Annotated in this window: 24 protein-coding genes and 1 tRNA gene; 9 read left to right on the forward strand and 16 right to left on the reverse strand. The window is 67.4% G+C overall.

The window, feature by feature from the left end; genetic code table 11:
* Positions 1–16: 16 nt before the first annotated feature.
* The 4 genes from CDO44_RS00475 to CDO44_RS00490 form a co-directional block, all read right to left on the reverse strand.
* A tRNA-Gln gene (locus tag CDO44_RS00475) sits at positions 17–93 on the reverse strand.
* Positions 94–180: 87 nt separating this feature from the next.
* The gene (gene ispE, locus CDO44_RS00480) at positions 181–1,077 is read right to left on the reverse strand and encodes a 4-(cytidine 5'-diphospho)-2-C-methyl-D-erythritol kinase (protein WP_087778173.1); all 897 of its coding nucleotides are present in this window, start codon (positions 1,075–1,077) and stop codon (positions 181–183) included.
* Between the two features lie 12 nt (positions 1,078–1,089).
* Positions 1,090–1,677 (reverse strand): outer membrane lipoprotein LolB, encoded by a 588-nt coding sequence (locus CDO44_RS00485; RefSeq protein WP_087778174.1) that lies wholly within the window; start codon positions 1,675–1,677, stop codon positions 1,090–1,092.
* Positions 1,677–3,476: a tetratricopeptide repeat protein gene (locus CDO44_RS00490; RefSeq protein WP_158213174.1), complete on the reverse strand. Its 1,800-nt coding sequence runs from the start codon at positions 3,474–3,476 to the stop codon at positions 1,677–1,679. Before CDO44_RS00490 ends, CDO44_RS00485 begins: the two co-directional genes overlap by 1 nt.
* 188 nt (positions 3,477–3,664) lie before the next feature.
* Here CDO44_RS00490 and mutM point away from each other — a divergent pair, with 188 nt between their 5' ends.
* Together mutM and mutY are read left to right on the forward strand one after the other, a co-directional pair.
* A complete protein-coding gene (gene mutM / locus CDO44_RS00495) occupies positions 3,665–4,486 on the forward strand; it encodes a bifunctional DNA-formamidopyrimidine glycosylase/DNA-(apurinic or apyrimidinic site) lyase (protein ID WP_087778176.1) in 822 nt (273 codons plus the stop codon).
* Between the two features lie 124 nt (positions 4,487–4,610).
* Positions 4,611–5,681 (forward strand): A/G-specific adenine glycosylase, encoded by a 1,071-nt coding sequence (gene mutY, locus CDO44_RS00500; protein ID WP_369824468.1) that lies wholly within the window; start codon positions 4,611–4,613, stop codon positions 5,679–5,681.
* Positions 5,682–5,702: 21 nt separating this feature from the next.
* On the opposite strand, the gene CDO44_RS00505 is transcribed toward mutY, so the two are convergent.
* Complete coding sequence (locus CDO44_RS00505) at positions 5,703–6,434, reverse strand: GntR family transcriptional regulator (RefSeq protein WP_158213175.1); 732 nt, start codon at positions 6,432–6,434, stop codon at positions 5,703–5,705.
* A gap of 145 nt (positions 6,435–6,579) precedes the next feature.
* Here CDO44_RS00505 and leuC point away from each other — a divergent pair, with 145 nt between their 5' ends.
* Genes leuC through CDO44_RS00520 form a run of 3 tightly spaced genes read left to right on the forward strand, consistent with a single transcriptional unit; the run spans position 6,580 to position 9,667 of the window.
* Positions 6,580–7,986 (forward strand): 3-isopropylmalate dehydratase large subunit, encoded by a 1,407-nt coding sequence (gene leuC / locus CDO44_RS00510; protein ID WP_087778178.1) that lies wholly within the window; start codon positions 6,580–6,582, stop codon positions 7,984–7,986.
* Positions 7,983–8,666, forward strand: a complete 684-nt coding sequence (gene leuD, locus CDO44_RS00515) for a 3-isopropylmalate dehydratase small subunit (protein WP_087778179.1) — start codon at positions 7,983–7,985, stop codon at positions 8,664–8,666. Before leuC ends, leuD begins: the two co-directional genes overlap by 4 nt.
* Positions 8,663–9,667 carry a tripartite tricarboxylate transporter substrate binding protein gene (locus CDO44_RS00520; protein WP_087778180.1) on the forward strand — a complete coding sequence of 335 codons (1,005 nt, stop codon included), beginning with the start codon at positions 8,663–8,665 and terminating at the stop codon, positions 9,665–9,667. The genes leuD and CDO44_RS00520 overlap by 4 nt, the downstream gene beginning before the upstream one ends.
* A 148-nt stretch (positions 9,668–9,815) precedes the next feature.
* Here CDO44_RS00520 and CDO44_RS00525 read toward each other — a convergent pair whose 3' ends face one another.
* Entirely contained in the window at positions 9,816–10,616 is an 801-nt protein-coding gene (locus CDO44_RS00525; RefSeq protein ID WP_158213176.1) for an IclR family transcriptional regulator, read from the reverse strand.
* Between the two features lie 158 nt (positions 10,617–10,774).
* Here CDO44_RS00525 and CDO44_RS00530 point away from each other — a divergent pair, with 158 nt between their 5' ends.
* The 3 genes from CDO44_RS00530 to CDO44_RS00540 all read left to right on the forward strand — a co-directional run bounded on the left by CDO44_RS00530 (position 10,775) and on the right by CDO44_RS00540 (position 13,026).
* Positions 10,775–11,653: an SMP-30/gluconolactonase/LRE family protein gene (locus CDO44_RS00530; RefSeq protein ID WP_087778182.1), complete on the forward strand. Its 879-nt coding sequence runs from the start codon at positions 10,775–10,777 to the stop codon at positions 11,651–11,653.
* 73 nt (positions 11,654–11,726) lie between these two features.
* Entirely contained in the window at positions 11,727–12,674 is a 948-nt protein-coding gene (locus CDO44_RS00535) for a tripartite tricarboxylate transporter substrate binding protein (RefSeq protein WP_158213177.1), read from the forward strand.
* Between the two features lie 22 nt (positions 12,675–12,696).
* Positions 12,697–13,026: an NIPSNAP family protein gene (locus CDO44_RS00540; RefSeq protein ID WP_087778184.1), complete on the forward strand. Its 330-nt coding sequence runs from the start codon at positions 12,697–12,699 to the stop codon at positions 13,024–13,026.
* A 172-nt stretch (positions 13,027–13,198) separates the two neighbouring features.
* Here CDO44_RS00540 and CDO44_RS00545 read toward each other — a convergent pair whose 3' ends face one another.
* From CDO44_RS00545 to CDO44_RS00565, 5 genes are read right to left on the reverse strand one after another with little or no spacing between them, the layout of a single operon-like run.
* Positions 13,199–14,146, reverse strand: coding sequence for a tripartite tricarboxylate transporter substrate binding protein (locus tag CDO44_RS00545; protein ID WP_087778185.1), 948 nt, complete (start codon positions 14,144–14,146; stop codon positions 13,199–13,201).
* Positions 14,147–14,195: 49 nt separating this feature from the next.
* A complete protein-coding gene (locus CDO44_RS00550; RefSeq protein ID WP_087778186.1) occupies positions 14,196–15,326 on the reverse strand; it encodes an FAD-dependent monooxygenase in 1,131 nt (376 codons plus the stop codon).
* Entirely contained in the window at positions 15,323–16,450 is a 1,128-nt protein-coding gene (locus CDO44_RS00555) for an amidohydrolase family protein (RefSeq protein ID WP_198951260.1), read from the reverse strand. Before CDO44_RS00555 ends, CDO44_RS00550 begins: the two co-directional genes overlap by 4 nt.
* A 1-nt stretch (position 16,451) precedes the next feature.
* Positions 16,452–17,432 carry a VOC family protein gene (locus CDO44_RS00560; protein ID WP_087778187.1) on the reverse strand — a complete coding sequence of 327 codons (981 nt, stop codon included), beginning with the start codon at positions 17,430–17,432 and terminating at the stop codon, positions 16,452–16,454.
* A 1-nt stretch (position 17,433) separates the two neighbouring features.
* Positions 17,434–18,435 (reverse strand): fumarylacetoacetate hydrolase family protein, encoded by a 1,002-nt coding sequence (locus CDO44_RS00565; protein ID WP_198951261.1) that lies wholly within the window; start codon positions 18,433–18,435, stop codon positions 17,434–17,436.
* 104 nt (positions 18,436–18,539) lie between these two features.
* Between CDO44_RS00565 and CDO44_RS00570 the strand changes: the two genes are divergently transcribed.
* Positions 18,540–19,487 carry a LysR family transcriptional regulator gene (locus CDO44_RS00570; protein WP_087778188.1) on the forward strand — a complete coding sequence of 316 codons (948 nt, stop codon included), beginning with the start codon at positions 18,540–18,542 and terminating at the stop codon, positions 19,485–19,487.
* Here the strand turns inward: CDO44_RS00570 and rodA are convergent.
* From rodA to CDO44_RS00595, 5 genes are all read right to left on the reverse strand, one after another.
* Complete coding sequence (gene rodA, locus CDO44_RS00575) at positions 19,484–20,602, reverse strand: rod shape-determining protein RodA (RefSeq protein WP_087778411.1); 1,119 nt, start codon at positions 20,600–20,602, stop codon at positions 19,484–19,486. The two genes, CDO44_RS00570 and rodA, sit on opposite strands and share 4 nt — an antisense overlap.
* Before the next feature lie 40 nt (positions 20,603–20,642).
* A complete protein-coding gene (mrdA, locus tag CDO44_RS00580) occupies positions 20,643–22,544 on the reverse strand; it encodes a penicillin-binding protein 2 (protein ID WP_087778189.1) in 1,902 nt (633 codons plus the stop codon).
* Positions 22,545–22,605: 61 nt separating this feature from the next.
* Positions 22,606–23,148 (reverse strand): rod shape-determining protein MreD, encoded by a 543-nt coding sequence (gene mreD / locus CDO44_RS00585; RefSeq protein WP_233145979.1) that lies wholly within the window; start codon positions 23,146–23,148, stop codon positions 22,606–22,608.
* 166 nt (positions 23,149–23,314) lie between these two features.
* Positions 23,315–24,247, reverse strand: a complete 933-nt coding sequence (gene mreC, locus CDO44_RS00590) for a rod shape-determining protein MreC (RefSeq protein WP_087778191.1) — start codon at positions 24,245–24,247, stop codon at positions 23,315–23,317.
* 112 nt (positions 24,248–24,359) lie between these two features.
* Complete coding sequence (locus CDO44_RS00595) at positions 24,360–25,403, reverse strand: rod shape-determining protein (RefSeq protein ID WP_087778192.1); 1,044 nt, start codon at positions 25,401–25,403, stop codon at positions 24,360–24,362.
* Between the last annotated feature and the right edge of the window lie 172 nt (positions 25,404–25,575).

The following is a 25,575-nucleotide window of genomic DNA, read 5'->3' on the forward strand; positions in this document are numbered from 1 at the left end:
TTTAGGTCAAAGACTTTGGCTGGGGAGGAAGGATTCGAACCCTCGAATGCCGGAATCAAAATCCGGTGCCTTAACCAACTTGGCGACTCCCCAACTCGTTGCCCCCGCAGGAACTGCGTGGGCATCGAAACTTTCTGCATGAACGTCCGGCTGCGACGAACGTTCGCGCTGATGGCCCTTTCAAGCGGCCCAGTCCAGCAGCGGATGCGCATCGAGCCCGGCACATGCCTGGTTGACTCTCAACGCCGACAGCCCGCCGGGCTGATCCTGCATTGTAGCGGCGATTTTGCACACCGCGCCATCGGCCTGCGCCTGCGTGTCGCATTCGACAAATAGGCACGCGCCCGATCCGGACATCCTGACCCGGGCGCCTTCCAGCGCCTGGGAAAGCGCCGCCGCGACACGCCCGACTTCGGAAAACCGGGCAAAAACGACAGGCTCCAGATCGTTCCTGAAGGCACCGTTAAATGCGCCCCGAGGAAAGTCCGCTATTTTGACGCGTGGCGTATCTCTTGTCAATTCGGGAGCCTGGAAAACTTCCGCGGTGGGCACGCTGGCGTCGGGCTGGACCACCACGTACCAGCGGGGCGGCAGCGACAGCGCGGTCAATTCCTCGCCCACGCCTTCGGCGAAGGCATTGCGGCCGAACACGAAAACCGGCACGTCGGCGCCCAGCGGCAGCGCGAGCTGCATCAGTTGCCGCCGCGTCAGTCCGGTGTTCCACAAGCGGTTCAGGGCCAGCAGCACGGACGCGGCGTCGCTCGAGCCCCCACCCAGGCCACCGCCCGCCGGTATGCGCTTTTCCAGGTCGATCTCGGCGCCGAGCGTGCAGCCCGTGGCCTGCTGCAAGGCCCGCGCGGCCCGCACCGTCAGGTCGGCATCCGCGGGCACGCCGGGCAAGTCGCGAACGCGCACGATACGGCCGTCGCCGCGCGCGCGCAGGTGCAGGGTGTCCTGCAGGTCGATGAAACGAAAGACGGTCTGCAGCAGGTGATAGCCGTCGGCGCGCCGGCCGACGACGTGCAGGAACAGGTTGATCTTGGCGGGCGCGGGGACGTCGCGCAGCTCGGCGGCCATGGCGGATGGGGCCTAGGGATTGATGACCAGGCGCAGGTCGACCTCCTGGCCGGCCTCGTTGCGCGCCATCTGCAGCCGCGTGGGGCCGAGCGCATCGTATTGCCGTGCGGTGACGTGCCAGCCGGCCTGGTCGAACACCAGCGGGCGCCCCTGCTCGTCGCGCTGGGCCACGGTGGCCGGCGACTGCGGCGCGACGCGGCCGCGCAACCAGTCGCGCAACCCGGACACCGGGATGTCGCTGCCCAGCACGATGCCGACCAGTTCGTCGGGATCGCCGGCGCGGGTCTCTTTGCCATTCGATTCGCGCAGCACGGCTTCGCCGGGGCCGGCCTCGACCCGGGCCAGGGTCGCGCCCAGCGGCGACACCAGGTCGAGGGCGAGGCGGCTGCCGTCGTCGCGCCAGGCAAAGCTGCCCTGGACCGCGTTCTGCTTGCCGCCCAGCTCTTCGACCCGCAGCGCGAAGCGTCCCACGCGCGACAGGGAACGGCTCTCCTCCGCGCCCTGCGGGGCGGGAATGGGAACCGGGACGGCGCAGGCGGCGAGAAGCGCGATGAACCCGCCGGCCACCGCGGCGCGGGCCAGGCGTGGAAGCGACCGCATCACAGCGTCACGTCGAGGCGCGCAAGCGTGCCCCGCAGCGCGGCGTTGGAAGGATCCTTGGCCTGGACTTCGCGCCACAGCTGGCGGGCTCGCGCCTGTTGCCCGGAGGCCCAGAGGACCTCGCCCAGGTGCACGGCGATCTCGGCGTCGGGCCGCAACTGGTAGGCGCGCTCGAGATAGGACAATGCCCGGGCGTTGTCGCCCATGCGGTAGTAGACCCAGCCCATGCTGTCGACGATGAAGGGATCGTCGGGCGCCAGGTTCAGGGCGCGCTCGATCAGCTTCTTGGCTTCGGCCAGGCGGATGTTGCGGTCGGCCAGCGAATAACCGAGCGCGTTATAGGCATGGGCGTGGTCGGGCTTGACCGCGATGATGCGGCGCAGCCGGTTCTCCATCTCGTCGATCCGGTTCTGCTGCTCGTACAGCATGGCCAGGTCGTACATGAGATCGGGCGTATCGGGGTAGCGTTCGCTGGCTGCCTCGAGGACCTTGACCGCCTCGTCGCGCTGGCCGGCCGACCGCAGGATCTGCGCCTCGGTCAAGGCCACCTGCGTCCCTTCCCGGGCGCTGCGCGGGTCGATGATGGACAGGATCTTGCGTGCCTCGTCCAGCCTGCCCTGCTTTCCGCGCAGCACCGCCTGCCGCAGGCGCGCCGCGAGCGCGGCGTCCGGGTCGTCGACCTTGGCGAGCAGGTCGAAGGCATCGTCGTAGCGCTGCTGGTCTTCGGCGATCTGCACCCGCAGGAACAGCGCGTTGTCGGCCTCGGGCAGCGGCGCCAGCCCCTTGTCGGCGCCGATGCGCTGCTCGTGGATGTCGAGATATTGCTTGAGATAGCCGTCGGCTTCCGAAGGGCGCTGCGACTGGTAGGCCAGCACGCCCTGCATGTACAGGATCTCGAAGTCCTCGGGATTGGCGCGTGCCAGCGCCTGCAGTTCGGAGCGGGCGCCGTCGTAGTCCTTCAGCGAGGCGAGCGCGCGCGCCAGCAGCACGCGCAGGTTGCGCGATTCGGCATGGGTGGCGATGAAGGCGCGGGCGCGCGCCACGGACTGCTCGGGCTCGATTTCTATGCCCATTTGCAGCGCCAGCATGGCGGCCGCCTCGGAATCGGGCTGGGCCTCGAGGGCGGCGCGCGCCTCGCGCAGCGCGCGGGCGTTATCGCCGGCGGCCGCCGCCACGCGCGCCAGCGCAAGATGCGCTTCCGGCAGGTTGCGCACGTCGGCCAGCGCCTCTTCGAGAATGGCAAGCGCCCGGCGCTTGTCTTCCAGGCGCGCGACCACGCGCCGGGCTTCGACGATCGCCACGGACTTGTCGGGCGCGGCCGAAATGCGGGCGCGCAACGCCGATCCCATGCCTTCCACCCTGCCGGCCGCCGCGGCCAGCGAGAGCGCCGTCTGGCGCGCCTCGACGTCGGCCGGGTCCAGCTCGGCCCACATCTGCGCCGCATCGAGCGCGCGCACCAGGTCGCCGCCGGCCAGGGCGAATTCGACCGCCCTGCGCGCGAGGCGCGGATCGCGCGTATGGCGGGCCAGTTCCAGCGACGTGCTGGTAGCGGGCCCGAACGCGCCCCGCTGGGCGGCGACTTCGGATGCCAGGACCTGGAACAGGATCTCGGCCGACAGGTCGACGTTGGGCAAAGCCTTGGGCCCGATGGACCGGGCGCCCAGCGGCGACAGGCTCAGGCCCGGGACCAGCAGCTCGTCCGAAGCGGGAGGGTCGGCCTGGGCCAGCGCGACCGATGCCGTCGCCGCCAGCCCCATACATGCGGCCGCCAGCTTCAAACGATGAGCGTTAAACAACATGGCACAATTCCTTGGCGTATCGCCGACGCCGTCCATATTCGGTGATGTTAGCACTGCGCTTACCTGCCCCACGTGACGGCGGCGGCTCTGCCGGCGATGGCGGACAGCGCGGATACGCTGGTTCATAGGCTTTACTCATCGGACTGCCGGTCGCGCCAACAGTTCAGTGCGCGAAGGCAGCAATCATCATGCCCGAGCTTCCCGAAGTCGAAACCACCCGCCGCGGCATCGCGCCCACGGTGGAAGGGCGCGAGCTGCGCCGGCTGGTCGTGCGCGAACACCGCCTGCGCTGGCCGATTCCCGAGGATCTCGCCTCCCTGGTGGAAGGCCGCCGTATCCTCGCCACCGGCCGGCGCGGCAAATATCTCCTGATGCAATTCGAGCATGGCTGGCTGATCGTCCATCTGGGCATGTCGGGGTCCCTGCGGCACGTGGATCCGTCCGAACCGCCGCGCAAGCACGACCACGTCGACTGGGTGTTCGACCAGGCCGTCCTGCGCCTGCACGATCCGCGGCGCTTCGGCGCGGTACTCTGGCATGCCGCCGAGACCGGGCCGGTCGAAGACCATCCCCTGCTGGCCAGCCTCGGCATCGAACCCTTCGATCCCCGCTTCGACGGCGGCTGGCTGTTCCGCCATACGCGGCGCCGCAGCGCCCCCATCAAGCAGGCGCTGCTGATGGGCGACATCGTGGTGGGGGTAGGCAACATCTACGCTTCGGAAAGCCTGTTCCGCGCCGGGATCCATCCGCGCACGCCGGCGGGACGCATTTCCGCGGCGCGCTATGAGAAACTGGCGGCCGCGGTGCGCGCCACGCTGGAAGACGCCCTGCGCGCCGGCGGCAGCTCGCTGCGCGACTACGTGGGCGCGGGTGGGGAGTCGGGTTATTTCCAGATCGATGCGCGGGTCTACGACCGGGCCGGGCAACCCTGCCGGGTGTGCGCCACGCCTATCCGGCGGCTCGTGCAGGGACAGCGGGCGACTTATTTTTGCCCTAGATGTCAAAGGTAGGCCCCCTACGCCCTTACGGGCGCCCCCCAGGGGGCGGCGCCGGCGGACCGGTAAAGCCGGGCTGCCGAAGGGAGGAGCGGGATTTGTCGAAGGGGCTGGGCGGGAAAGTGAAGGAAGGGTTTAGATGATTGCTTTTTCGCGGCGGGTGGCGCAGTGGCAGCGGGCCGAGGGGCGGCATACGCTGCCTTGGCAGAATACGCACGATCCTTACCGCATCTGGCTGTCGGAGATCATGCTGCAGCAGACCCAGGTGGCGACGGTGATTCCGTATTACGAGCGCTTCCTGGCGCAGTTCCCGACCGTGGCCGACCTGGCGGTGGCGGACGAGGAAGCGGTCATGGCGCTGTGGGCCGGGCTGGGGTATTACACGCGGGCGCGCAATCTGCACGCCTGTGCCAGGCGCATCATGTCGGACTGGGGCGGGCGTTTCCCGCCTACGGCCGCCGAGATCGAGACGCTGCCCGGCATCGGCCGCTCGACGGCGGCGGCCATCGCCGCGTTCGCCTATGGCGAGCGCAGCCCCATCCTGGACGGCAACGTCAAGCGGGTATTCGCGCGGCATTTCGGCATCGAAGGCGATCCCAGCAAGCGGGCCGTGGAGCAACGCATGTGGGCGATCGCCCAGGCCGAGGTGCCGCCCGAGGGCCCGGAGGCGGCGGACGAGATGCGCCGCTATACACAGGGGCTGATGGACCTGGGCGCGACGCTCTGCACGCGCGGAGATCCCGACTGCGGCCAGTGCCCCGTGCGCGACACCTGCGTGGCGCTGCGCGAGGCGCGGCAGCACGAGCTGCCGACGCCGCGCGTGCGCAAGGCCGTTCCCGAACGGCATACCCGCATGCTGGTGATCGAAAAGGCGGGCGAAGTGCTGTTGCAGCGCAGGCCCTCGCCCGGCATCTGGGGCGGGCTATGGAGCCTGCCGGAGTTCGACGACGGCGATGCGCTGGCGGCGTGCCGGGTGCTAGGCGTCGCGCCGGCCGAGACCGTGCGGCTGCCCACGTTCTCGCACACCTTCACCCATTTCAGGCTGCACGTCGAACCCTGGCACGTGCAGGCCGGTCCGGTGGCGCTGAAGGACGGCGCCGGCAATCCGCCGCAGATATGGATGCCCACGGCCGAAGTGGAAGGAGCGGCGCTGCCGGCGCCGGTCAAGAAACTGCTCCAGGGCTTGTTCCGGCGAGGCGGCCTGCTGTAGGCGTGGCGGGCCGGCGGACGGTCAGCTGCGCATCGTCACGCGCATCTGGTAGCGGTCCGGGGGGCCGAGAATGCTCTGGTATTCGATCGGCCTGTCGTGCTCGTCGAAGGCCACCCGCCTGACGTCGACCAGCGCGGATCCGATGGGAACCTGCAGACTGCGGGCGATGACCGGATCGGCCAGGGCAGCCCCGGCGGCCGCCTCGATCCGGAAATAGGGAAAACCGGCCCGCGCCATCAACTCGCTCAGCGCATGGCGGGAGATGTCCTCGCGCTTGAAACGCGACGCGACGTCTATCGGCAGCCAGGCCGTGCTGTGCAGGATGGGCAAGCTGCCCCGCGTGCGCAGGCGGACCAGCTTCATGACGCGTTCGCCTTCGGGCAGCAACAGCCCCGTCCGCACGTGGGGAGGCGCCGCGACCTCCTCGAAAGATTCCAGCCGCGGGGTACTGAGCGCGCGGCTCTCGGCCACCTGTTCCATGAAACCGGCCAAGGGCGTCTGCAGCGATACCACCGACGCCGATTCGGCCACGAAGGTACCGTCGCCCTGGCGCCGTTCTATCAGGCCTTGCTCCTCCAGCCCCTGCATGGCGCGTCTGACAGTAATGCGCGAAACCGAGAACAGCTTGCACAGTGCATCCTCGGTAGGCAGGCGTTCGCCGGGCTGGTAGCGGCCGGTGGCGATGCCGTCCTTGATGACGGCCGCTATCTGGTGATGGAGCGGGGTTCCTAGGGTTCGACTCAGCTTCTGCATGAAGGCGTAACGCAAACGGCCATGGTGGACGCGATGGAGCGCAATTGTGTCATGGCCTGCGACGCCAGGCCGGTTTTGCGCTAAATTTGTCATGTTGTCATAATGATTATACGAATCTACCGGCGACATTGCCTTGGGAGTACCGATGGAGCGCACGCTCTTCGACAAGATTTGGGACGATCACGTGGTGATGGACATGGGCGACGGCTTCGCGCTGTTGCACGTGGATCGCCACCTGATCACGGACGCGGGCAGCAAGGCCCTGGTCGACATGCGCGAACGCGGGCTCGCGATGCGCAATCCGGAGCTGGCCTTCGCCTCGCCGGACCATTCGGTAACGACCACGCCCGGACGCACGGACCTCAATGCCCACAGCGTCAGGCTGGTGGGCAACCTGCGCAAGGAGGCCCAGGCGCGAGGCATCCGGCTGTTCGACATGGGCAGCGGCGCCCAGGGGATTCTTCATGTCGTCGGCCCGGAGCTGGGGCTGACGCTGCCCGGGGCACTGGTGGTCTGTGCCGACAGCCATACCTGCACCCATGGCGGCCTCGGGGCGTTGGGCTTTGGCATCGGCGCGAGCGAGTTCGCGCATGTGGGGGCCACCCAGACGCTGGTCCAGCAAAAGCCGCGCAACATGCGGGTGCGATTCGCGGGCGCGGCGGCGCCCGGCGTCTCGGCCAAGGACCTGATCCTGCATGCGGTGGGGCTCGTCGGCGCGGCCGGCGGTACCGGCTACGCCATCGAGTATGCGGGCGAAGCCGTGCGCGAACTCGACATCGAGGCGAGGCTGACGCTGTGCAACCTGTCCATCGAGCTGGGCGCGAAGATCGGCATGGTGGCGCCCGACGAGAAGACCATCGCGTACCTGCAAGGCAAGCCGTTCGCTCCGCGCGGCGGCGACTGGGACCGCGCCGTCGAGTACTGGCGAACGCTGCATTCCGACGCGGGCGCCCGGTTCGACCGCGAGGTACTCATTGATGCCGGCAGCGTCGCGCCGCAAATTACCTGGGGCACCAGTCCCGAACAGGTCATGGCCGTCGATGGCCTCGTTCCCGATCCCGCGGTGATCGGCGATGCCGGACATCGCCGCGCCGCGCTTGCCGCGCTCGACTACATGGGGCTCGAACCCGGCCAGCCGATTGCCGGCACGCCGGTGGACAGGGTCTTCATCGGCTCGTGCACGAATGCGCGCCTGTCCGACCTGCGCAGCGCGGCGGCCGTCGTCCGCGGCCGCCGCGTGGCCGCGCACGTCGAGGCCTGGGTCGTTCCCGGTTCGGAACGCGTCAAGCGGGCCGCCGAAGCGGAAGGCCTGGACCGGATATTCATGCAGGCCGGTTTCCAATGGCGCGAACCCGGCTGCTCCATGTGCGTCGCCGCCAATGGGGAAACGGCAGCCCCGGGCCAGCGAATCGTCTCCACCTCCAACCGCAATTTCGTGGGCCGGCAAGGCCCCGGTGCCCGCACCCACCTCGCCAGTCCGGCCATGGCGGCCGCCGCCGCCGTGAGCGGGACGATCTGCGACATCCGCCACATCGGGACGCTGTCCGCATGACTCCCTTCATACGCCTGGAATCCGTCGCCGCGCCGCTGCTGCGCGACAACATCGACACGGACCTGATCATTCGCGTCGAGCCGCTGTTCAGCGGCGTCCCCCGCGCCGACCTCGGCCGCTACTGCTTCGAGACCTTGCGCTACCGCCAGGACGGCACCGAAGATCCCGACTTCGTCTTCAACCAACCGGCCAGCCGCCATGCGCAAATCCTGCTCGCGGGCGCCAACTTCGGCTGCGGCAGCTCGCGCGAAGGCGCGGTCTGGGCATTGCTGGCCATGGGTGTGCGCTGCGTGATCGCGCCCAGCTTCGGCGACATCTTCTTCAACAACTGCTTCCAGAACGGCCTGCTTCCCGTACGCCTGGCGCGCGCCGACGTAGAAGCCCTTGCCGAGCACGCAAGAACCGCCCCCGCTGCGCGCATGGTGGTGGACCTGCAGCATGGTTTCGTGGCGGGAGCCGATGGCAGGCAGGTCGGCTTCGAGATCTCCGCGCGTCGGCGCGAAGCCTTGCTCGAGGGCCTCGACCCCATCGCGCAGACGCTCAAGCACCAGGCGCGGATCGACGATTTCCAGCGGCAGGATGCATTGCGCCGGCCCTGGATATACCGATTCGGCGCGCTCGCCGACCCCATACCGGCAGAGACCGGACAACGTCCCTCCCCTCCAAAGGAACCGACATGAGCACTCCATCCTCCCTTCCGGACTTCCGGCGCCGGCAATGGCTCGCCGCGGCCGCCTCCGGCGCCGCCTGCGCCGCCCTGCCCGCCGCGCTACGCGCGCAAGGCGCCTACCCGGACAAGCCGGTAAAGATGATCGTTCCCATGCCGCCCGGCGGCGCCACCGACGGCATGGCGCGGTTGATCGCCCTGAAGCTCGGCGAACGCTGGGGCCAGAGCGTGGTGGTAGAGAACCGCGCCGGCGCGGGCGCCATCATCGGCACCCAGGCAGTCGCGCGGGCGGCACCGGATGGCTACACCTTCGGCCTGGTCATCAGTTCCCACACCATCAACCCCGCCGTGCGCAGCACGCTGCCCTACGACACGCTGAAAGACTTCACGCCGCTCACCCAGCTCGGCTCGGCGGTGATCGCGCTGGTGGCCCACCCGGGCTTTGCCGCCAGCGACGTGGCGGGCTTGATCAAGATTGCGCGCGCCGAGCCGGGACGTCTGGAGTACGCGTCGCTGGGCGTAGGCACCGCCACCCACGTGGCCGGAGAACTGCTCAAGGTGAAGGCCGGCATCGACCTCACCCACGTGCCCTACAACGGCAGCGCGCCGGCGTACAACGACCTGCTGCCGGGACGCGTCAAGGTCGGCTTCGTCATCCTGGAGTCGGCCCTGCCGCACATCCAGTCGGGCCGCCTGAAGCTCTTGGCCATCACCAACGGCAAGCGCAGTCCCTCGCATCCTGAATTTCCCACCATTGCCGAAACCGTGCCCGGCTATGCATACGAAAGCATCTTCGGCTTCGTCGCGCCTGCGGGCCTTCCGCCGGCCATCGCGCAAAAGCTCTCCGCCGACCTGATCGCGACGGTAAAGCGGCCGGAAGTCGTGCGGCAATTGAACGCCTGGGGCACCGACGTGGTCGGCTCCACGCCGGAACAGTTCGGCGGCTTCATACGGCGCGAGATCGAGGAAACCCGGGACGTGGTCAGGAACGCCGGGATCAAGCTGATGGAATGAACGAGGCAAGTCCGCGTCGGTCGATTCCAGGGAATCAGCCAGTCTTCCTTGAGATCGATGCCGAATCCCGGCGCGGGCGAACGCCTCATGCACCGGATCGTCGTCCACGGACCGGTATTCGAACGATAAGGCGTGACGCGCCGGCGTCCTAGGCGCCGCTTCCCGCTTCGACGAATTCCGCCGCGATCAGCGCCGCTGCCTCGGACAGCCGCCCCAGGCATGCCCGCTCCATTTCCGGCGTCAGCAGCTCGGCGGGAAACGCACGCGCCAGGCTGCCGATCACTTTCTTTTCGCCCGGCTGGAAGATGGGCACGGCCACGCCGGCGAGATTTGGGGTGATCTGGCTGTGGCTGGTGGCGTAGCCGTTGCGACGTATCGCGGCCAGCGTCCGGCGGAACTCTTCCCAGTTGCGCCCCAGCCCGGCCTGGGCGATTTCCTCGGCGCTGCGCAGATAAGTCTGCCGTATCCGGTGCGGACTGAAGAAGGCCAGCATCGCCAGCGAGGCCGCGCCGCGGAACAGCGGAAACGGCATGCCGCGCGAGCGGCGCACGGGAATGTCCTGCCCCTTGTACTCGAGCGTATCGGGCCCTTCCTTGTAGATGCACAGTACCTTGTCGCGATAGAGGTTGTGCAGCAGCAGCACGCTGCCTGGCTCGCGCACGGCCGGCAGCACCTTGCGGCCGGCCAGGTACAGCGGGTCGGTCAGCACCAGCATGCGCTCGAGTTCGATGATCCGCGGCCCCAGCGCGTACATGCCGCCCGACGACGGCGCCAGCAGGCCGGCATCGCACAGCTCCTTCACATAGCGATAGGCCGTGGAGCGGGTATAGCCCAGCCGGGACATGACGTCCTCGATGCGCAGCAGCGGGTGTTCGACGGACAACAGCTCCAGCACTTCGAAGGCGCGGGCTAGCGTGGAAGCCGGACGGGCGTTGTCGGATGCGTTCACGGGGCGCATGGGGCTGGACGGTGGCGCGGATTATACCGACCCCGTCAGCATCACTCTATTAATCCTAAATAATGGGATGTTTGACGAATCCTGAATTACGGAATAACCTGAAAAAAACGCTCCGCATCGCGGGGCCCACAAGACCGAAGGAGACAACGGTGGCCGGCAAGATCGAATGCGTCGTCCAAGGGGCCGACATCCTGGGCGAAGTCCCGCTCTGGTGCGACCGCAGCCAGCGCCTGTGGTGGGTGGACGTGCGGCGGCCCGCCCTGCAATCGTACGAACCCGCCACCGGCCGGCATCGCGCGCAACGGCTGGCGCCCGAACTGCTGGTAGGCAGCATCGCGCTGCGCGAGGCGGGCGGCTTCCTGCTGGCCACCAACCACGGCCTGTACCTGTACGACCCCGATACCGGCGAACCGCCCCAGCCCCTGCTGAACCCGGAACCCGACCTGCCCGACAACCGCCTGAACGACGGCAAGTGCGACCGCCGCGGCCGCTTCTGGGTGGGCAGCATGCCCGATACCCGCCGCACGCCGGAAGGCAGGCTCTACCGCTTCGACCCCGATCACCGCTGCCACGCCATGCTGGACGACGTCGTGCTGCCCAACTCCATCGCCTGGAGTCCCGACGACCACACGATGTACTTCGCCGATACCCACAGGCAGGTCATCTGGGCCTTCGACTATGACCTGGACGACGGCGTCATCTCCAACCGGCGGGTCTTCAAGGACTGGACCCACCAGGCAGGGCGCCCCGATGGATCGACGGTGGACGTGGACGGCTGCCTGTGGAACGCGATGGTGGCCACCGGGCAGCTGGTGCGGCTCACGCCCGAAGGCAAGGTGGACCGGGTCATCCAGATGCCGGTCACCAATCCGACCTGCCCCGCCTTCGGCGGCGACCGGCTCGACACCTTGTACGTCACGAGCCATTCGCAACGCATTCCCGAGCTGGCCAGGGAACCGCTTGCCGGCGGACTGTTCGCGCTCGACGTGGGCGTGGGCGGCCTGCCCGAACCACGCTTCCGGGGCTGAACGCGGCACCCCGGCTTCGGCATCCGCCCCGCGTCGACCACGACCATGGCGCAGCGCCATGGAGGAGACCTTCATGCAACGAGTTCGAGCCTTGCTGTTCCTGTTGTCGTGCGCCGTCGCGGCCCCATCGCCCGCCGCCGATGTCGTCAAGCTGGTAGTGCCCTTCGCGGCCGGCGGCCCGGTGGACCAGGTCGCGCGCATCATCGCGCCGGGACTCACTGCGGCGCTGGGCAAGACCGTCGTGGTGGAGAACCGCGGCGGCGCGGGCGGCGTCGTCGGCGCCAACTATGTCGCCAAGTCGCCCGCGGACGGCGGGACGCTGCTGGTGGCGACCTCGGGCTACGTGATGTCGGCGGGTACGATGACGCAGTTGCCCTACGATCCGCGCAAGGACCTGGAACCCGTGGCGCTGATCGGCCAGGTCCAGACCCTGATGATCGCCCGCCCCGACCTGGGCGTGCGCACACTGCGCGAGCTCGTGGACAAGTCCAAGTCCGGGGCGCGCATCAGCTACGGTTCGTCCGGCGTCGGCTCCACCATGCACATAGGCGGCGAGATGGTGAACGTCTACACGGGCTCGCAGATGCTGCACGTCCCGTATCGCGGCGCGGCCCCCGCCATCGCCGACCTGCTGGCCGGGCAGATCGACGCGCTGAACGCCGACGTGACCATCCTCGCGCCCTACGTGCGCGAAGGCAAGGTAAGAGGCCTGGTGCTGTTCGACACGCAGCGTTCCAAGCAATTGCCCGACGTGCCGACCTCGGTCGAGGCGGGCTATCCCGACCTGCAGATGAGCAACGCCTACGGCATCCTCGCGCCTGCCGGCACCCCGGAGGCCACGCGCCGGCAGCTGGAGCAGGCCATCCTGAAAGTCGCCCGTTCGCCCGAGGTATCGGACAAGCTGGGCGGCATGGGGTTGATCGGCCCCATGGGCACGGAGCAATTCAAGGCCAAGCTGGCCAGCGACTTCGACCGCTGGATTCCGTTCCTGAAGAAGACGGGCATCCAGGTCCAGCCCTAGAGGAAACACGAGGAACCCCCGCATGATCGTCGAGCACCGCACCTACACGCTCAAGCACGGCACCATGGAAGACTACCTGCAGCGATACCGCACGCACGGCCTGCCCGTGCAAATGCGGCACCTGGGCGGGCTGGTCGGTTTCTACGTGAGCGAGATCGGTCCGCTGAACCAGGTCGTCCACATCTGGGCCTACGCCAGCCTGGCCGACCGCGAACGGCGCCGCGAGCGGTTGGAGGCGGACCCCGAATGGGCTGCCTTCAGGCAGATGAACCGGGGGTCGTTCGTCGCCCAGGAGGTGAAGATCATGAACGTGGCGCCGTTCTCGCCGCAGCCGGCGTTGCCGAAGGACTAGCACTGACCATCCATCGCCGGCGCGAATGGCCACGCATTCGCACGATGCATTTGTTCCCCTCCGTCGATGGCCCTAGGCCGTAGCCATCGACCATACGGCGGGAGGACGACATGCAAAGGCTGGAACTGACCGGACGGACCTTTCGGCCGCGGCGCTAGCCTGCCACTTCGGGCTATTGGGTCAGGTTCAGCGTGGGAATGAGCTGGCCCTTGGCGCGATAGTCCGCGGCGATGCGGCCGGTGAACGCCCGGCGATCCAGGTACTCCGACATCTGGAACTGCTTTTTCGCCAGTTCCTGGTAGTCCGGGTCGTGCACGGCCTTGTCGCAGGCCGACTCCAGCCTGTCGATCACGTCGGCAGGCGTACCCGCACGCACGAACAGCCCGCCATAGCCGGAAGGCGCGATGGGATATCCCAATTCGGCGCTGGTCGGCACATTGGGAAACTCCGGCAGCCGCTTGGAGGCAAACACCAGCAGCGGCTGCAACTTCTGGGTGGCAACCATCGCCGTAGTCACCGACCCCAGGGCGACCTGGCCGCTCAGCAATTGCGGCGCCATTTGCGCCTCGCCCTGATAAGGCACGTCGCGCAGGTCCAGTCCGGCGGCACGCCAGAGTTCGAGCGCCGACAGATGCGGCGACGAGGCGGGCCCGGGATGGCCATAGGTGATCGCGCCCGGCTGGGCGCGCGCGGCGGCCCGCAGTGCCTCGAAGTCCTTATAGGGGGACTTGGGGCTGGCCGCAATGAAGAATGAATTCTCGAACGTCTGGCATACCGGTACGATGTCGGCCGGGGAAAATGGCATGTTCTTCATGCGATGGGGCTGTACCGTCAGCGGCGTCACGACGCTATAGGCCAGGGTATGCCCGTCGGCCGGCCCCCCGGCCAGCGAGGCCATGGCTACCACGCCGCCCGCTCCCGCACGATTGACCACGACGACCTGTTGCCGAAGCTGCTTGCCGAGAGCTACGGCGAAGCCTCGCGCCATGATGTCCACCACGCCGCCCGCCGTGAACGGCACGAGCAGCTCCGTCGCCTGGCCCGGCGACTGGGCCTGCGCGGCTCCCGCCAGCAGGCTCGCGCCCGCCGCGCAGGCCAGCATATGTCGCATCTTGTTCATGTCTCCACTCCTTCTGGTGCATCTCTGGATAGGCCGGCCTGGGCCGGCGTCAAATGGGGGCGGCCACCGTCAGCCTGGCCTGCCCGAGCAAATCGAAAAGATCGAGACCGGGTTCACGCCCCTGTTCGAACTCCCCTATGCGGAATGAAGCGTCCTGAATGAAAGTGGCACGCTCGAATCGACGCTGCATGTAGACGTCGGTCAACACGTTCCAGGGCAACCCTTGCCGCACCAGGTCTCCCAGCACGACAGCATCCTCGATGGCCATTGCTGCGCCCTGACCGAGATGGGGAGTGGATGCATGCGCGGCATCGCCGATCAGGACGACTCGTCCGCGATGCCAGGGAGGCCGCATCATCACGACTTCCAGGGGCCGGTAAACCACTTTCGCGGGATCATCGATGGCAGCCAGCAGCTCCGGCACCATGCCGCCGAAATCAGCCAGCCTCTCCTTCAGCAAGACATGCAGCCGTTGAACGGGCATCACCGTGCCGGGATCTTCCTGCGTGACCAGCAGCAGATACATCAGCTCCCGACTAATGGGAATGAAGCCGGCCTTGCTCCGCGCCCCCACCATCATCGCGCCCCAGGTCATCCCGTCCGGCCTCGGCATCATGACCCGCCACACGCTCTGGCCCGTGGGCCGGGCGCGCAAGTCCTGGCCGAACACATTGCGCCGCAGCCAGGAATAAATGCCGTCGGCTCCGACCACCATCGCATAGCGCTCCCGCCTGCCGTCGCTCAGGACGACGCTCGCCTCCTGATCGCCTTGCTCCAGGGAATGGATGGCGCATCCGGCCCGCAGTACCGCCCCGGCTTCGCGCGCGGCGGACACCAGGATTTCGTGCAGCGCGCGGCGGGCGATGCCGTTATAGGCGGGACGGTCCGGGCCCGCCACCTTGGGGCCCGCCACGTCCTGCAGCAACCGCCCTTCGGCCGTCATGTAGCGATAACTGTCATAGCCGAATCCCTTGGCCAGGCATTGCTCTGCCACGCCCAGCGCATCCAGTGCCCGCAGAGCATTGGCGGGCTGGATGATGCCGACGCCGGCTACGTCCCAGGTGGGCTTGATCTCCAGCACGTCGACCTCGCACCCCGCCCGGCGCAGCGCAATCGCGGCCGCCAGCCCGCCGATGCCGCCGCCGGCCACCAGGACGCGGGAATAGTCCTCGCGCTTCATGCTTTCACTCCCGTGGAAAGGCGCGCGCGGGCCGCGGCCAGGGCGGGATGGTCGGCGGGCAGGCCCAGCAGTTCGATCGCGTTGCGGCCAAGTACGGCCTCGATATCGGCCGACCCCAGGCACGTGCCGCGCAGCAGTTCATGCAAGGCGTACTCTCCCATGTCGAACGGATAGTCCGTCCCCGCGACGATCCGCCGAACGCCCGCCACCCGTGCCAGTTCATCAAGCGCTTCCGCCCGGAACACGACGGTGTCGTACCAGATCCTGCGCAGATAGTCGCTGGGCATCGCGCGGCAGGCGCCCGCTTCCGGCCGGACACCATGGGCGTGGTCGGAACGTCCGATGGCGAAAGGCAGGTAGCCTCCACCGTGGGCCGCGCAAAGCCTCAGGCCGGGATAGCGGTCCAGCACACCACCGAATATCAGCTGCGACAAGGCGACCGTCGTCTCCAATGGCTGTCCGATGATATTGGCCAGGTAATACCGGTTGACCCGCTCGCCCAGCGACGTTCCCAGGGGATGCAGGAACACCACGCATTGCAGGCGCTGCGCCTCGGCCCAGAACGGATCCAGTTCGGGGTCGTCCAGGCCGCGTCCCGTCGGATCGGACGAAATCTCGACGCCAAGCAATCCACGCCGCTCGACGGCATCGCGCAATTGGGACACCGCCAGCGCTGGATGCTGCAGGGCCACCGCCCCGAGGCCGAGGAAACGTTCGGGATGCGCGGCGCACGCCCGAACGATGCCCGCGTTCTGCGTTTCCACCAGTCGCGCCGCCAGCTCCTCATCCGCCCACGGGTAATACTGGGTGGGGGAAGGGCTCAGCACCTGTATGTCGATGCCCAGGCGATCCATGTCCTCCAGGCGCCGGCCGACGTCGCGCAGGCGCTCACCGATCTGCTCGCGCATGGCCTGGTTGTGGGCGTGGGAAGCCTGGCCCAGCAGCGCGGCCTGCAAGGCCGGTTCGCGTCGCTTTTCCTCGCGCTCCGCGACCAGCTCCTCGACCTGGGGGACCAGCAGATGGCAGTGCATGTCCACGGTGAGGTAGGGAAAACGGGCGACGGGCCGCGATCCGCCGACGCCGACTCCCGGGCGGTGGTGGCCGCAACAATGGCACAGCATCATCTCAGGTCTCCTTCCGGCGGCGATACGCGGCCAGATCGGGGATGTCGACGTCGTCCTCGGAAGCCAGGACGCGGACCAGCGGGGCCGCCGGCTCCTGCATGAACGCCGGCAGGTTGGAACACCAGCTGATGAAGCCGAATTTCGGGTCCCACTCACGCGGCTGCCAGTGGTCGTCCAGATAGTCGGTGTCGGCGCCGTACTCGATCTCTCCGCCCGCGGGACAGTCCAGGTAATAGAACAGCGCGGAAGCGATGCGGTGGCGGCCGACGCCCAGCTTGCTGCGGTATCCGCGGCGAGCCATGTGGTTGGCGCCGGCCATCAGTTCGTCGATGTCCTCGACACCGAAGCAGGCGTGCAGGAAACCCGCCGAGCCAGGTGCGTGATAGTGGCAGTTCTGAAGAAACAGCGTGTGATGTTCCGGCGCCCCGTCGGCGCGCAGGAACACGCCCAGGCCGCGCGAATGGTCGGACAGCCGGAAACCCAGGCGATGGCGAAAGAAGTCCCACGAGGCCTTGTAGTCGTCGACGCCATACACCACGTGGTTGATGGTCCGGGGCAGCGCCCGTTCGCGCCATTTGCGCCAGGTATCGAGCCGCCGTACCCGTCCGGGCGCGTTGACCGGATCCGGCGCGCACATGACCGGCCGCCGGTCGAAGAGCGCCAGGCCCATCGTCATGCCGCAGTCGGAATCGAACCAGCAGGTGCCGTCGCCATCGCACTCGACCGGCCGATCCCGGGCCAGCCCGGCAACCAGCGCATCCAGGCTGGCGCGCGTGTCGACTCCCCAGACCGTCCGCACCCCACCGTCGGCGGGCGGCGCCGATACCCGGCGCAGCGTCACGCCGGCGCCATCGGGCAACGCGAAACGAATGTCCGCATCGTCCGAAGCCACCGGCACCAAGCCGAACTCCTGCATGAAGGCGGCACAGGTGCCCAGATCCTCCACGTGATAGATCAAGGAATGAATACCGACGATGGCCATATCAGTCTCCTTCCGCCACGCAACGGTTGCGCTGGGTGCCCATGCCGGATATGTGGCCTTCCATGATGTCGCCGTCCCTCAGGAAGCGGCCATGGTGCATGCCGTTGCCCGCCGGCGATCCCGTCGCCAGGAGGTCGCCCGGCTGGAGGCGGACATAGGCACTGACATACTCGATCTGCCGCGCCACGTCGAACAGCATGTCCGCGGTACTTTCCGACTGCATCACGTCGCCATTGAGGCGGAACTCGATGTGCAGATCCTGGGGGTCCGGCACGTGGCGCGCCGGCAGCAGAAAGGGGCCGCAGGGCATGAAGCCCGGACCACTCTTGGCCCGCAGCCAGTCGGACCCCAGCGACTTGATATCCGGCCGGTAGACCAGCTCCCTTCGGGTGAGGTCGTTCACCACCGTATAGCCAGCCACGACCTCCAGCGCTTTGTCGCGGGGCACGCGCCACGCCTGACGGCCGATGACCACGCCCAATTCCAGTTCCCAGTCGAACTGCTCGGCATCGCGCGGAACCACAACCGGGTCGAATGGGCCGCACAGCGCACCGCTTAGCTTGGGGAAGGCGTAGGGAAGGCCGACACGCGCCCGCTCATCGGTACGGCGGGCGACATGCTCGCGCCGCTCTTCGACGGTCATTCCCTCGGTATCCGCGCCTGCCCCCTGGGCTACGACCAGATCGATGACGTGCTTGCGGTAGTTCGCGCCGGTGCAGATGATCTGGCGCGGGGCGACCGGCGCGTGGACGCGCAGCCGATCCAGGGAAAGTCCCGTGGGCAAGCCCCGCAGACGCGCGAGAATCTCGTCGACGGTTGCCAGGCCTTCGTCCCAGTTCTCCAGCATATGGGCGACCGAAACGGCGCGCCAGGGCAATCCGGCGGCGCGGGCAAGCGCCGGCACGGGGTGGACCAGGGACTCGTCCAGGACGAGCCCGACGAACGTCTCTTCGCCCGGGCCGGTGAAAGTGCCCAGGGCATAGGCGGGCAAATCGGTCGGCATTTCTTCGTTTCCATTGGTCGGTGTATTGCCGTCATCCTAGTGACGCGCGTAGCATCTAACCAATGAATTCGTTGAATCCAATTCATCCACAGAACAAATAGATCATGCGCTACCATAAGCTCGATCTGAATCTGCTGGTGGCACTGGATGCGCTACTGGAGGAAGGCAATGTGTCCCGGGCGGCCGAACGGATCTATCTCAGCCAACCGGCCATGAGCAGTGCGCTGGCCCGGCTGCGCGAACACTTCGGCGACCAGTTGCTGGTGCCGATCGGCCGCCGCATGGTCCTGACCGAGCGGGCGCAGACGCTGCGTGGAGAAGTCCGCGCGATCTTGCTGCGCATCCAGCAGGTCACGCAGCCACTGGGGGGCTTCGATCCGGCGAACGCTGAGCGCACCTTTTCGATTGCCGCGTCGGATTACTTCTCGATAGTGGTGCTTCCCCATCTGCTGGCCTATTGCAGCCAGCACGCACCGGGCGTGCACCTGGACGTCTACCCGCTCAGCCCGCGGCTGTCCGAGGGTCTGGAACGCGGCGACATCGACCTGTTGATCGTTCCGAGCATCTACGCTTTGCCAGACTATCCCCAATCCACGCTGTTCGAAGATCCATGGGTCGCGGCGGCGTGGTCGGATAATCCGCTGATCGGCGACACCCTGGACGAAGAGCGGTATTTCGCGTTGGAACACGTCATCAAGCGGGAGAATCACGCCATGTTTCCGCCGCTGGACGAGCGCATGCTGAGCGGACTCAAACGCCGGCGCAAGGTGGCCAGCAGCGTGCCCCAGTACAGTCTGCTGCCCATGTGCCTGCCGGGCACTCCCTATCTGGCCACGGTGCAGGCGGGGTTGGCCCGGCTCTACGCGCAATGGCTACCGCTGCGGCTCATGGCGCTGCCGCTGGCCATCCCGCCCTTGATCGAAATCATGCAATGGCCGCACCACAAGATTGGCGACCATGGGATCCGCTGGCTGCGGGAAAGCGTAGCCCACGTGTGCGCAAGCCGGTTCGCGCGAGGCGAGCCGCGCGAGGCCTTTTCCCCGCAATCCTAGCTCTGCACCAGCGCCCGGTGCCGCTGTATCCCCATCAGGATCCCGGCTGCGCAGCCCAGCGTGAGCAGCGCCGTGCCGCCGTAGCTCATGAAGGGCAGCGGGACGCCCACCACGGGCAGGATTCCGCTCACCATGCCCATGTTGACGAAGGCATAGACGAAGAAAACCATGGTCAGCGCACCGGCGAGCAGGCGCGAGAAGACGGTGGGCGCGTTCGCGGCGATGGCCAGCCCGCGGATCAGCAGCAGCAGGTAGAGGAACAACAGCAACAGGTTGCCGACGAAGCCGAACTCCTCCGCGAAGACGGCGAAGATGAAGTCGGTGGTGCGCTCGGGAATGAAATCCAGGTGGGTCTGCGTGCCCTGCATGTAGCCCTTGCCCAGCATGCCGCCCGAGCCGACGGCGATGGCGGACTGGATGGTGTGGAAGCCCTTGCCCAGCGGATCGGAAGCGGGGTTGAGCAAGGTGCAGACACGGTGCTTCTGGTAGTCGTGCAGCACCACCCAGTCCAGGCCGTCCTCGCACAGGGTGTCCTCCAGCGTGACCAGCGTCCCCAGGCCGATCACGCTGACCAGGGTGATCGGCACCAGCAGGCGGAACGACAGGCCGGCGAAGAACAGGACGAAGAAGCCCGCACCGAACACCAGCAGCGCGGTCCCCAGGTCGGGCTGCAGCACGATCAGCGAGAACGGCGTCAGCATGAGGACGGCGGCCACGACGAAGTCGCGCACGCGCAGGGCACCCTGGTGCTTGTGGAAGTACCAGGCCAGCATCATCGGCACGGCAATCTTCATCATTTCGGACGGCTGGATGCGCGTGAACCCCAGGTTCAGCCAGCGGGTCGCGCCCTTGCTGGTTTCGCCGGCGACCTCGACCCCGAACAGCAGGACCAGCCCCACCAGGTAGACGGGCACGGCCAGCCGCATCAGCGTATGCGGGGAGAGCTGCGCCAGCAGCCACATGGCCAGCAAGGCAATGCCGTAGTTGCGGAGCTGGTCGGCGAAGCGGCCGTCGAAGCCGCCGCCCGCCGAATACATGGACATCAGGCCGATGCCGGCCAGCGCGACCAGGATCAGGAGCATCGGTCCGTCGAACACGGAGACCGTGCGCGCCATGACCGACCGCCAGGTCAGGCGGTTGAACAGGCCCGGATTGTCAATCACCGGAAGCCTCCATGGGTTGGGGCGGCGTATCGGGCACCGGCCCGCCCGGGCGCTTGCCCAGCAGCCAGTAGTCGAACACCTGCCGTGCGATGGGAGCGGCAACGGTCGCGCCCCAGCCGGCGTTCTCGACGATCAGCGCCACGGCGATGCGGGGGTGGTCGAGCGGCGCGAAAGCCATGAACAAGGCGTGATCGCGCAGCCGCTCGTCGATCTTGCTGGCGTTGTAGCGCTCGCCGCTGCGCAGGCTGTAGACCTGCGCCGTGCCGGTCTTGCCGGCCGCGACATAAGGCGCGCCGGCGAATGCGCGCGCCGCCGTGCCACTCTTGGTGACCGAGGCCATCGCCTGCTTGATCATCCGGACGTTGTCCGGCTTGAGCGGGATGCGGTAGCTCTCGTGCGGCACGGTCAGGGTCTGCTCCCCGGTCGCGCTGTCCTGCAGCGACTTGACCAGGTGGGGCTTCATGTAGACGCCGTCGTTGGCCAGCACCGAAGTCGCCTGGGCCAGTTGCAGCAGCGTGAACGAGTTGTATCCCTGCCCCACGCCGATCGAGATGGTTTCCCCGGCGTACCAGCGCTGCTGCTCGGGCTTGGAATAGGCGCGCCGCTTCCAGGCGGTGGACGGCAGGATGCCGGTTTTCTCGCCCCCCAGGTCGATGCCGGTAATCTGGCCGAAACCGAACGGCTTCATGAAATCGTGGATCGCATCGACGCCCAGGTCGGCCGCCAGCGAATAGAAGTACGTGTCCGAGGAGACCTCCAGCGCCCGCCTCATGTCGATCATGCCGTAGGCCCGTTCGCCGGAATTGCGGTAGCGGCGGTCGCCGAACTCGAAGTAGCCCGGGTCGTACATGGTGCCGGTGAACGTCCGCTTGCCCAGTTCCAGCCCGGCCAGCGCCATGAAGGGCTTGTAGGTCGAGCCGATGGGATAGGTGCCGTACAAGGGGCGGTTGATGAGGGGCCGGTCGGGAGATTCGTTCAGAGCTTTCCAGCTGTCGACGTCGATGCCGTCGACGAAGAGGTTGGGATCGAACGACGGCCGCGACACGAAGGCCAGGATATCGCCGGTGGCGGGCTCGATCGCCACCAGCGCCCCGCGCCGATTCCCGAACGCCGCCTCGGCGATCTTCTGCAGCTCCAGGTCGATGGACAGGATCAGGTTCTTGCCCGATACCGGCGGCGTGCGCGACAGGGTGCGCACCGCGCGGCCCGACGCCGTCACCTCCACTTCCTCCACGCCGGTCTTGCCGTGCAGCACCGCCTCGTAGGACTTCTCCAGCCCTTCCTTGCCGATGTAGTCCGTGCCGCGGTAATTGGAAATGAGCCCATCGTCTTCCAATCTATTGATATCGCGCTGCGAAATCCGGCCTATGTACCCGATCACGTGCGCCGCGGCCTCGCCCTGGGGATAATTGCGCAGCAGCCGCGCGCGGATCTCCACGCCGGGAAAGCGGTAGGCCTGGGCGGCGAACCGAGCGACTTCCTCGTCGGTCAGGCGGCTGCGGATCGGCAGGCTCTCGAAGCGGCGGGACTCGCCCAGCAGTTGCCGGAAACGGCGGCGGTCGCGGGCGTCGATCTGCACGATTTCGCTGAGCTGGTCGATGGTCTCGTCCAGCTTGCCGGCCTTGGAAGGCGTGATCTCGAGGGTATAGGCCGAGTAGTTGCGCGCCAGCAGCGTGCCGTTGCGGTCGACGACAATGCCGCGGTGAGGCGTGATGGGTACGACCGAGATGCGGTTCTGCTCGGCCCGGGCGGCATAGGCATCGTGGTTGGCCACCTGCAGGTACCAGAAGCGCGAGGCCAGCAAGCCGAAGCAGACGAGCACGAACCCCACCGCCACCAGCAGGCGCAGGCGGAAGTGCTGGAGTTCGCGCTCGGTATTCTTGAGTTCGGTCATGTGCTGCGAAAACCCGGTCCGCGGAAAGCGTGGCCAGGCGGTTTACGGAACGGCCTGCCGGTCAGATGGGACGCGTATCGTCGGGATCGACCGGCCGGCGCTGGGGCGCCTGCAGGATCCATCCGGCCAGGGGCCAGAGCAAGGCGGAAATGACGCTGTTCAGCGCCCACCACCAGCCCGGCCAACTGCTGTCGAGCCAGCCGCGGATAGAGAATACCGTGAGTTCGGACACGAAAAAAACCGGCAGCACGTGCAGGGCCTGCACCCACGGCGAGAACCACGACAGCCGCCGGTGCATGAGCAGGGCCAGGTACACCATCAGCGTATAGGACAGCGCGTGCTCGCCCAGCCGGGCCGAGCCGTGGACGTCCATCAGGATGCCGAACAGGAAGGCGGTGAGCATGCCCACCCGCCGGGGCTCGTGGACGCTCCAGAATACCAGGCATATCGCCAGTACGTCGGGCACACCGCCGACCTGGCCCCAGGGCAGGAGGTTGAGCAGCCACGCCAGGAACAGCGTCAGCCATATGAAACGCGGCTCGACGGGCAGGAGCAGATGCTCGGCGGGCACCCGGGAGCGCGGCAGGGTAGACGGTGCTTTCACTGAAGGCCCCCCCCTACGCGCTGTCGCGCGCCCCCCAGGGGGCGGCACTGGCGGACCGGCGGAGCCGGATCCGCTGTGCCCTCGGTCTGGGCGGGCGTCTCGGAGTGGAGCGGCGGGTTCTTGCTGGATCCCGCCTCCGCTGTGCCTTGGATGAGGAGGTGTGCTTTCATCGGCTGGAGGGGGCGCGCGGCGTCATGGGTGACTGGGACGTTTTCTCGGACGGCTCGTTTTCGGAGGGTTCGTCCCCGGACGCGCCGGGAAGTTCCGGCCGGATGGTCTGAAGCACCAGGAAATGCCGATAGCGGTCCAGGCCGGCCACCGGTTTGCAAAGAATGCGCGCGAAGCCCGAGCTGGCGTCGCGCTCGACCGACTCGACCGTGGCGACGGGCAAGCCCTCGGGGTAGATGCCGTCCAGGCCGCTGGTCACCAGCGTATCGCCCACCTGGATATCGGCATCGGAAGCCATGAACCTGAGCCCCAGCCGGCCGGCGATCTCGCCGCCCGAGGTAATGCCTCGCAGGCCGTTGCGCAACACCTGGATGGGAATGGACTGCACCCGGTCGGTCAGCAGCGCCACCTCGGAGGTCATCGGCGCGGTCCGCACCACTTGGCCCACCACGCCGCCATCGTCGATCACCGGCATGCCGGCGACGATGCCGTGACGGCTGCCCTTGTCGATGATCAGGCGTCGCGAAAAAGCGTCGCGCGACTCGTACAGCACCTGCACCAGCACGGCGGGGGCCGGCACGCGTTCGCTGGCGCCGAGCAGGCGCCGCAGCTGCGCGTTCTCGGCGGCCAGCTGGGCGGCCTGGGTGGTGGCCTGGGCCATCTCGATGCGCTGGCGCCGCATCAACTCGATTTCCTGCTGGACGCTGCTGTTGACCTCGAAGAAATCGGCGACGTATTGCACGCCGTCGCGCGGCAGCAGCATGACCCGCTGGAACGGGTAGAGGACCACGCTGACCGCCTCGCGCAAGGCGTCGAGGGCCCGCATGCGGGTGTCGACCACCAGCATGACCACGGACAGGAATACGAAGAACATCAGCCGGATCCAGGCCGGCGGACCTTGCTTGAAAAACGACGGTGGACTGTATTGCATGGAAGTAAGTGTCCAGCGTCCAGCGATTCCGGGACGGTGTCCCCTCGAAAAAAACCGGGGCGCATCGCTTGTCAGCCGATTCGCCCCGTCGCGATGAGAACCAGGATGAAGGTTACTCGTTCGTGAAGATGGCGCCCAGCTTGTCCATGCGCTCGAGCGCCTGGCCGCAGCCACGCACCACGCAGGTCAGGGGGTCCTCGGCCACGATCACGGGCAGTCCGGTCTCTTCCTGCAGCAGCCTGTCGAGGTCGCGCAGCAGCGCGCCGCCTCCGGTCAGCATGATGCCCTTCTCGGTGATGTCGGCGCCCAGTTCGGGCGGCGTCTGTTCCAGCGCGATCTTGACGGCCGACACGATCTGGTTGAGCGGATCGGTCAGGGCCTCGAGGATCTCGTTCGACGACACCGTGAAGCTGCGGGGGATGCCTTCGGACAGGTTGCGTCCCTTGACTTCCATTTCCTTGACCTCGGACCCGGGGAAGGCCGAGCCGATGGCTTTCTTGATGAGCTCGGCGGTGGGTTCGCCGATCAGCATGCCGTAGTTGCGGCGGATGTAGTTGACGATGGCCTCGTCGAACTTGTCGCCGCCGACCCGCACGGAGCCCTTGTAGACCATGCCGCCCAGCGAGATGACGGCGACCTCGGTCGTGCCGCCGCCGATGTCCACCACCATGGAGCCGCTGGCGTCCGACACCGACAGGCCGGCGCCGATGGCCGCCGCCATGGGTTCCTCGATCAGGAAGACCTGGCTGGCGCCCGCGCCCAGCGCGGATTCCCGGATGGCCCGGCGCTCGACCTGCGTGGAGCCGCAGGGAACGCAGATGATGATGCGGGGACTGGGGGCGAACAGCCCCTTGGGATGGACCATGCGGATGAACTGCTTGAGCATCTGCTCGGTCACGGTGAAGTCGGCGATGACGCCGTCCTTCATGGGACGGATGGCTTCGATGTTGCCGGGCACGCGGCCCAGCATCTGCTTGGCCTCCTTGCCCACGGCCTGGATCGTTTTCTTGCCGCTGGGGCCGCCTTCCTGGCGGATCGCCACCACCGAGGGTTCGTTCAACACGATGCCCTTGCTGCGGACGTAGATCAGCGTATTGGCGGTGCCAAGATCGATCGCCAGATCGTTGGAGAAATAACTGCGCAGGAAACTGAACATCGGGATCTTTATGGAGAACGGGTGCGGTGGGCGGTTCCGGTAAACGCGAAATGATAACTTATAATCCTGCTTCAATACCCCGAAACTGCATCAAAGTTCTGCATTACTCCCGATTCTGCGGCCTTCGAAGCAGTGCTACGACTTACCCGGCCCGAAGCGCGCAAAACCTGCG

This window comes from Pigmentiphaga sp. NML080357 (genome assembly GCF_002188465.1).
In the GTDB taxonomy this organism is placed as follows: Bacteria; Pseudomonadota; Gammaproteobacteria; order Burkholderiales; family Burkholderiaceae_B; genus Pigmentiphaga.

Bases quoted from the DNA above. Each gene is read 5' to 3' on its own strand.
- mrdA (WP_087778189.1), bottom strand. From the start codon at position 22,544: ATGACCGAACTCAAGAATACCGAGCGCGAACTCCAGCACTTCCGCCTG.
- CDO44_RS00535 (WP_158213177.1), top strand. From the start codon at position 11,727: ATGCAACGAGTTCGAGCCTTGCTGTTCCTGTTGTCGTGCGCCGTCGCG.
- leuC (WP_087778178.1), top strand. From the start codon at position 6,580: ATGGAGCGCACGCTCTTCGACAAGATTTGGGACGATCACGTGGTGATG.
- CDO44_RS00565 (WP_198951261.1), bottom strand. From the start codon at position 18,435: ATGCCGACCGATTTGCCCGCCTATGCCCTGGGCACTTTCACCGGCCCG.
- CDO44_RS00505 (WP_158213175.1), bottom strand. From the start codon at position 6,434: ATGCAGAAGCTGAGTCGAACCCTAGGAACCCCGCTCCATCACCAGATA.
- mreC (WP_087778191.1), bottom strand. From the start codon at position 24,247: ATGCAATACAGTCCACCGTCGTTTTTCAAGCAAGGTCCGCCGGCCTGG.
- CDO44_RS00520 (WP_087778180.1), top strand. From the start codon at position 8,663: ATGAGCACTCCATCCTCCCTTCCGGACTTCCGGCGCCGGCAATGGCTC.
- mutM (WP_087778176.1), top strand. From the start codon at position 3,665: ATGCCCGAGCTTCCCGAAGTCGAAACCACCCGCCGCGGCATCGCGCCC.
- CDO44_RS00570 (WP_087778188.1), top strand. From the start codon at position 18,540: ATGCGCTACCATAAGCTCGATCTGAATCTGCTGGTGGCACTGGATGCG.
- mutY (WP_369824468.1), top strand. From the start codon at position 4,611: ATGATTGCTTTTTCGCGGCGGGTGGCGCAGTGGCAGCGGGCCGAGGGG.
- CDO44_RS00485 (WP_087778174.1), bottom strand. From the start codon at position 1,677: ATGCGGTCGCTTCCACGCCTGGCCCGCGCCGCGGTGGCCGGCGGGTTC.
- CDO44_RS00560 (WP_087778187.1), bottom strand. From the start codon at position 17,432: ATGGCCATCGTCGGTATTCATTCCTTGATCTATCACGTGGAGGATCTG.
- CDO44_RS00545 (WP_087778185.1), bottom strand. From the start codon at position 14,146: ATGAACAAGATGCGACATATGCTGGCCTGCGCGGCGGGCGCGAGCCTG.
- CDO44_RS00490 (WP_158213174.1), bottom strand. From the start codon at position 3,476: ATGTTGTTTAACGCTCATCGTTTGAAGCTGGCGGCCGCATGTATGGGG.
- leuD (WP_087778179.1), top strand. From the start codon at position 7,983: ATGACTCCCTTCATACGCCTGGAATCCGTCGCCGCGCCGCTGCTGCGC.
- rodA (WP_087778411.1), bottom strand. From the start codon at position 20,602: ATGGCGCGCACGGTCTCCGTGTTCGACGGACCGATGCTCCTGATCCTG.
- CDO44_RS00540 (WP_087778184.1), top strand. From the start codon at position 12,697: ATGATCGTCGAGCACCGCACCTACACGCTCAAGCACGGCACCATGGAA.
- ispE (WP_087778173.1), bottom strand. From the start codon at position 1,077: ATGGCCGCCGAGCTGCGCGACGTCCCCGCGCCCGCCAAGATCAACCTG.
- CDO44_RS00595 (WP_087778192.1), bottom strand. From the start codon at position 25,403: ATGTTCAGTTTCCTGCGCAGTTATTTCTCCAACGATCTGGCGATCGAT.
- CDO44_RS00555 (WP_198951260.1), bottom strand. From the start codon at position 16,450: ATGATGCTGTGCCATTGTTGCGGCCACCACCGCCCGGGAGTCGGCGTC.
- CDO44_RS00550 (WP_087778186.1), bottom strand. From the start codon at position 15,326: ATGAAGCGCGAGGACTATTCCCGCGTCCTGGTGGCCGGCGGCGGCATC.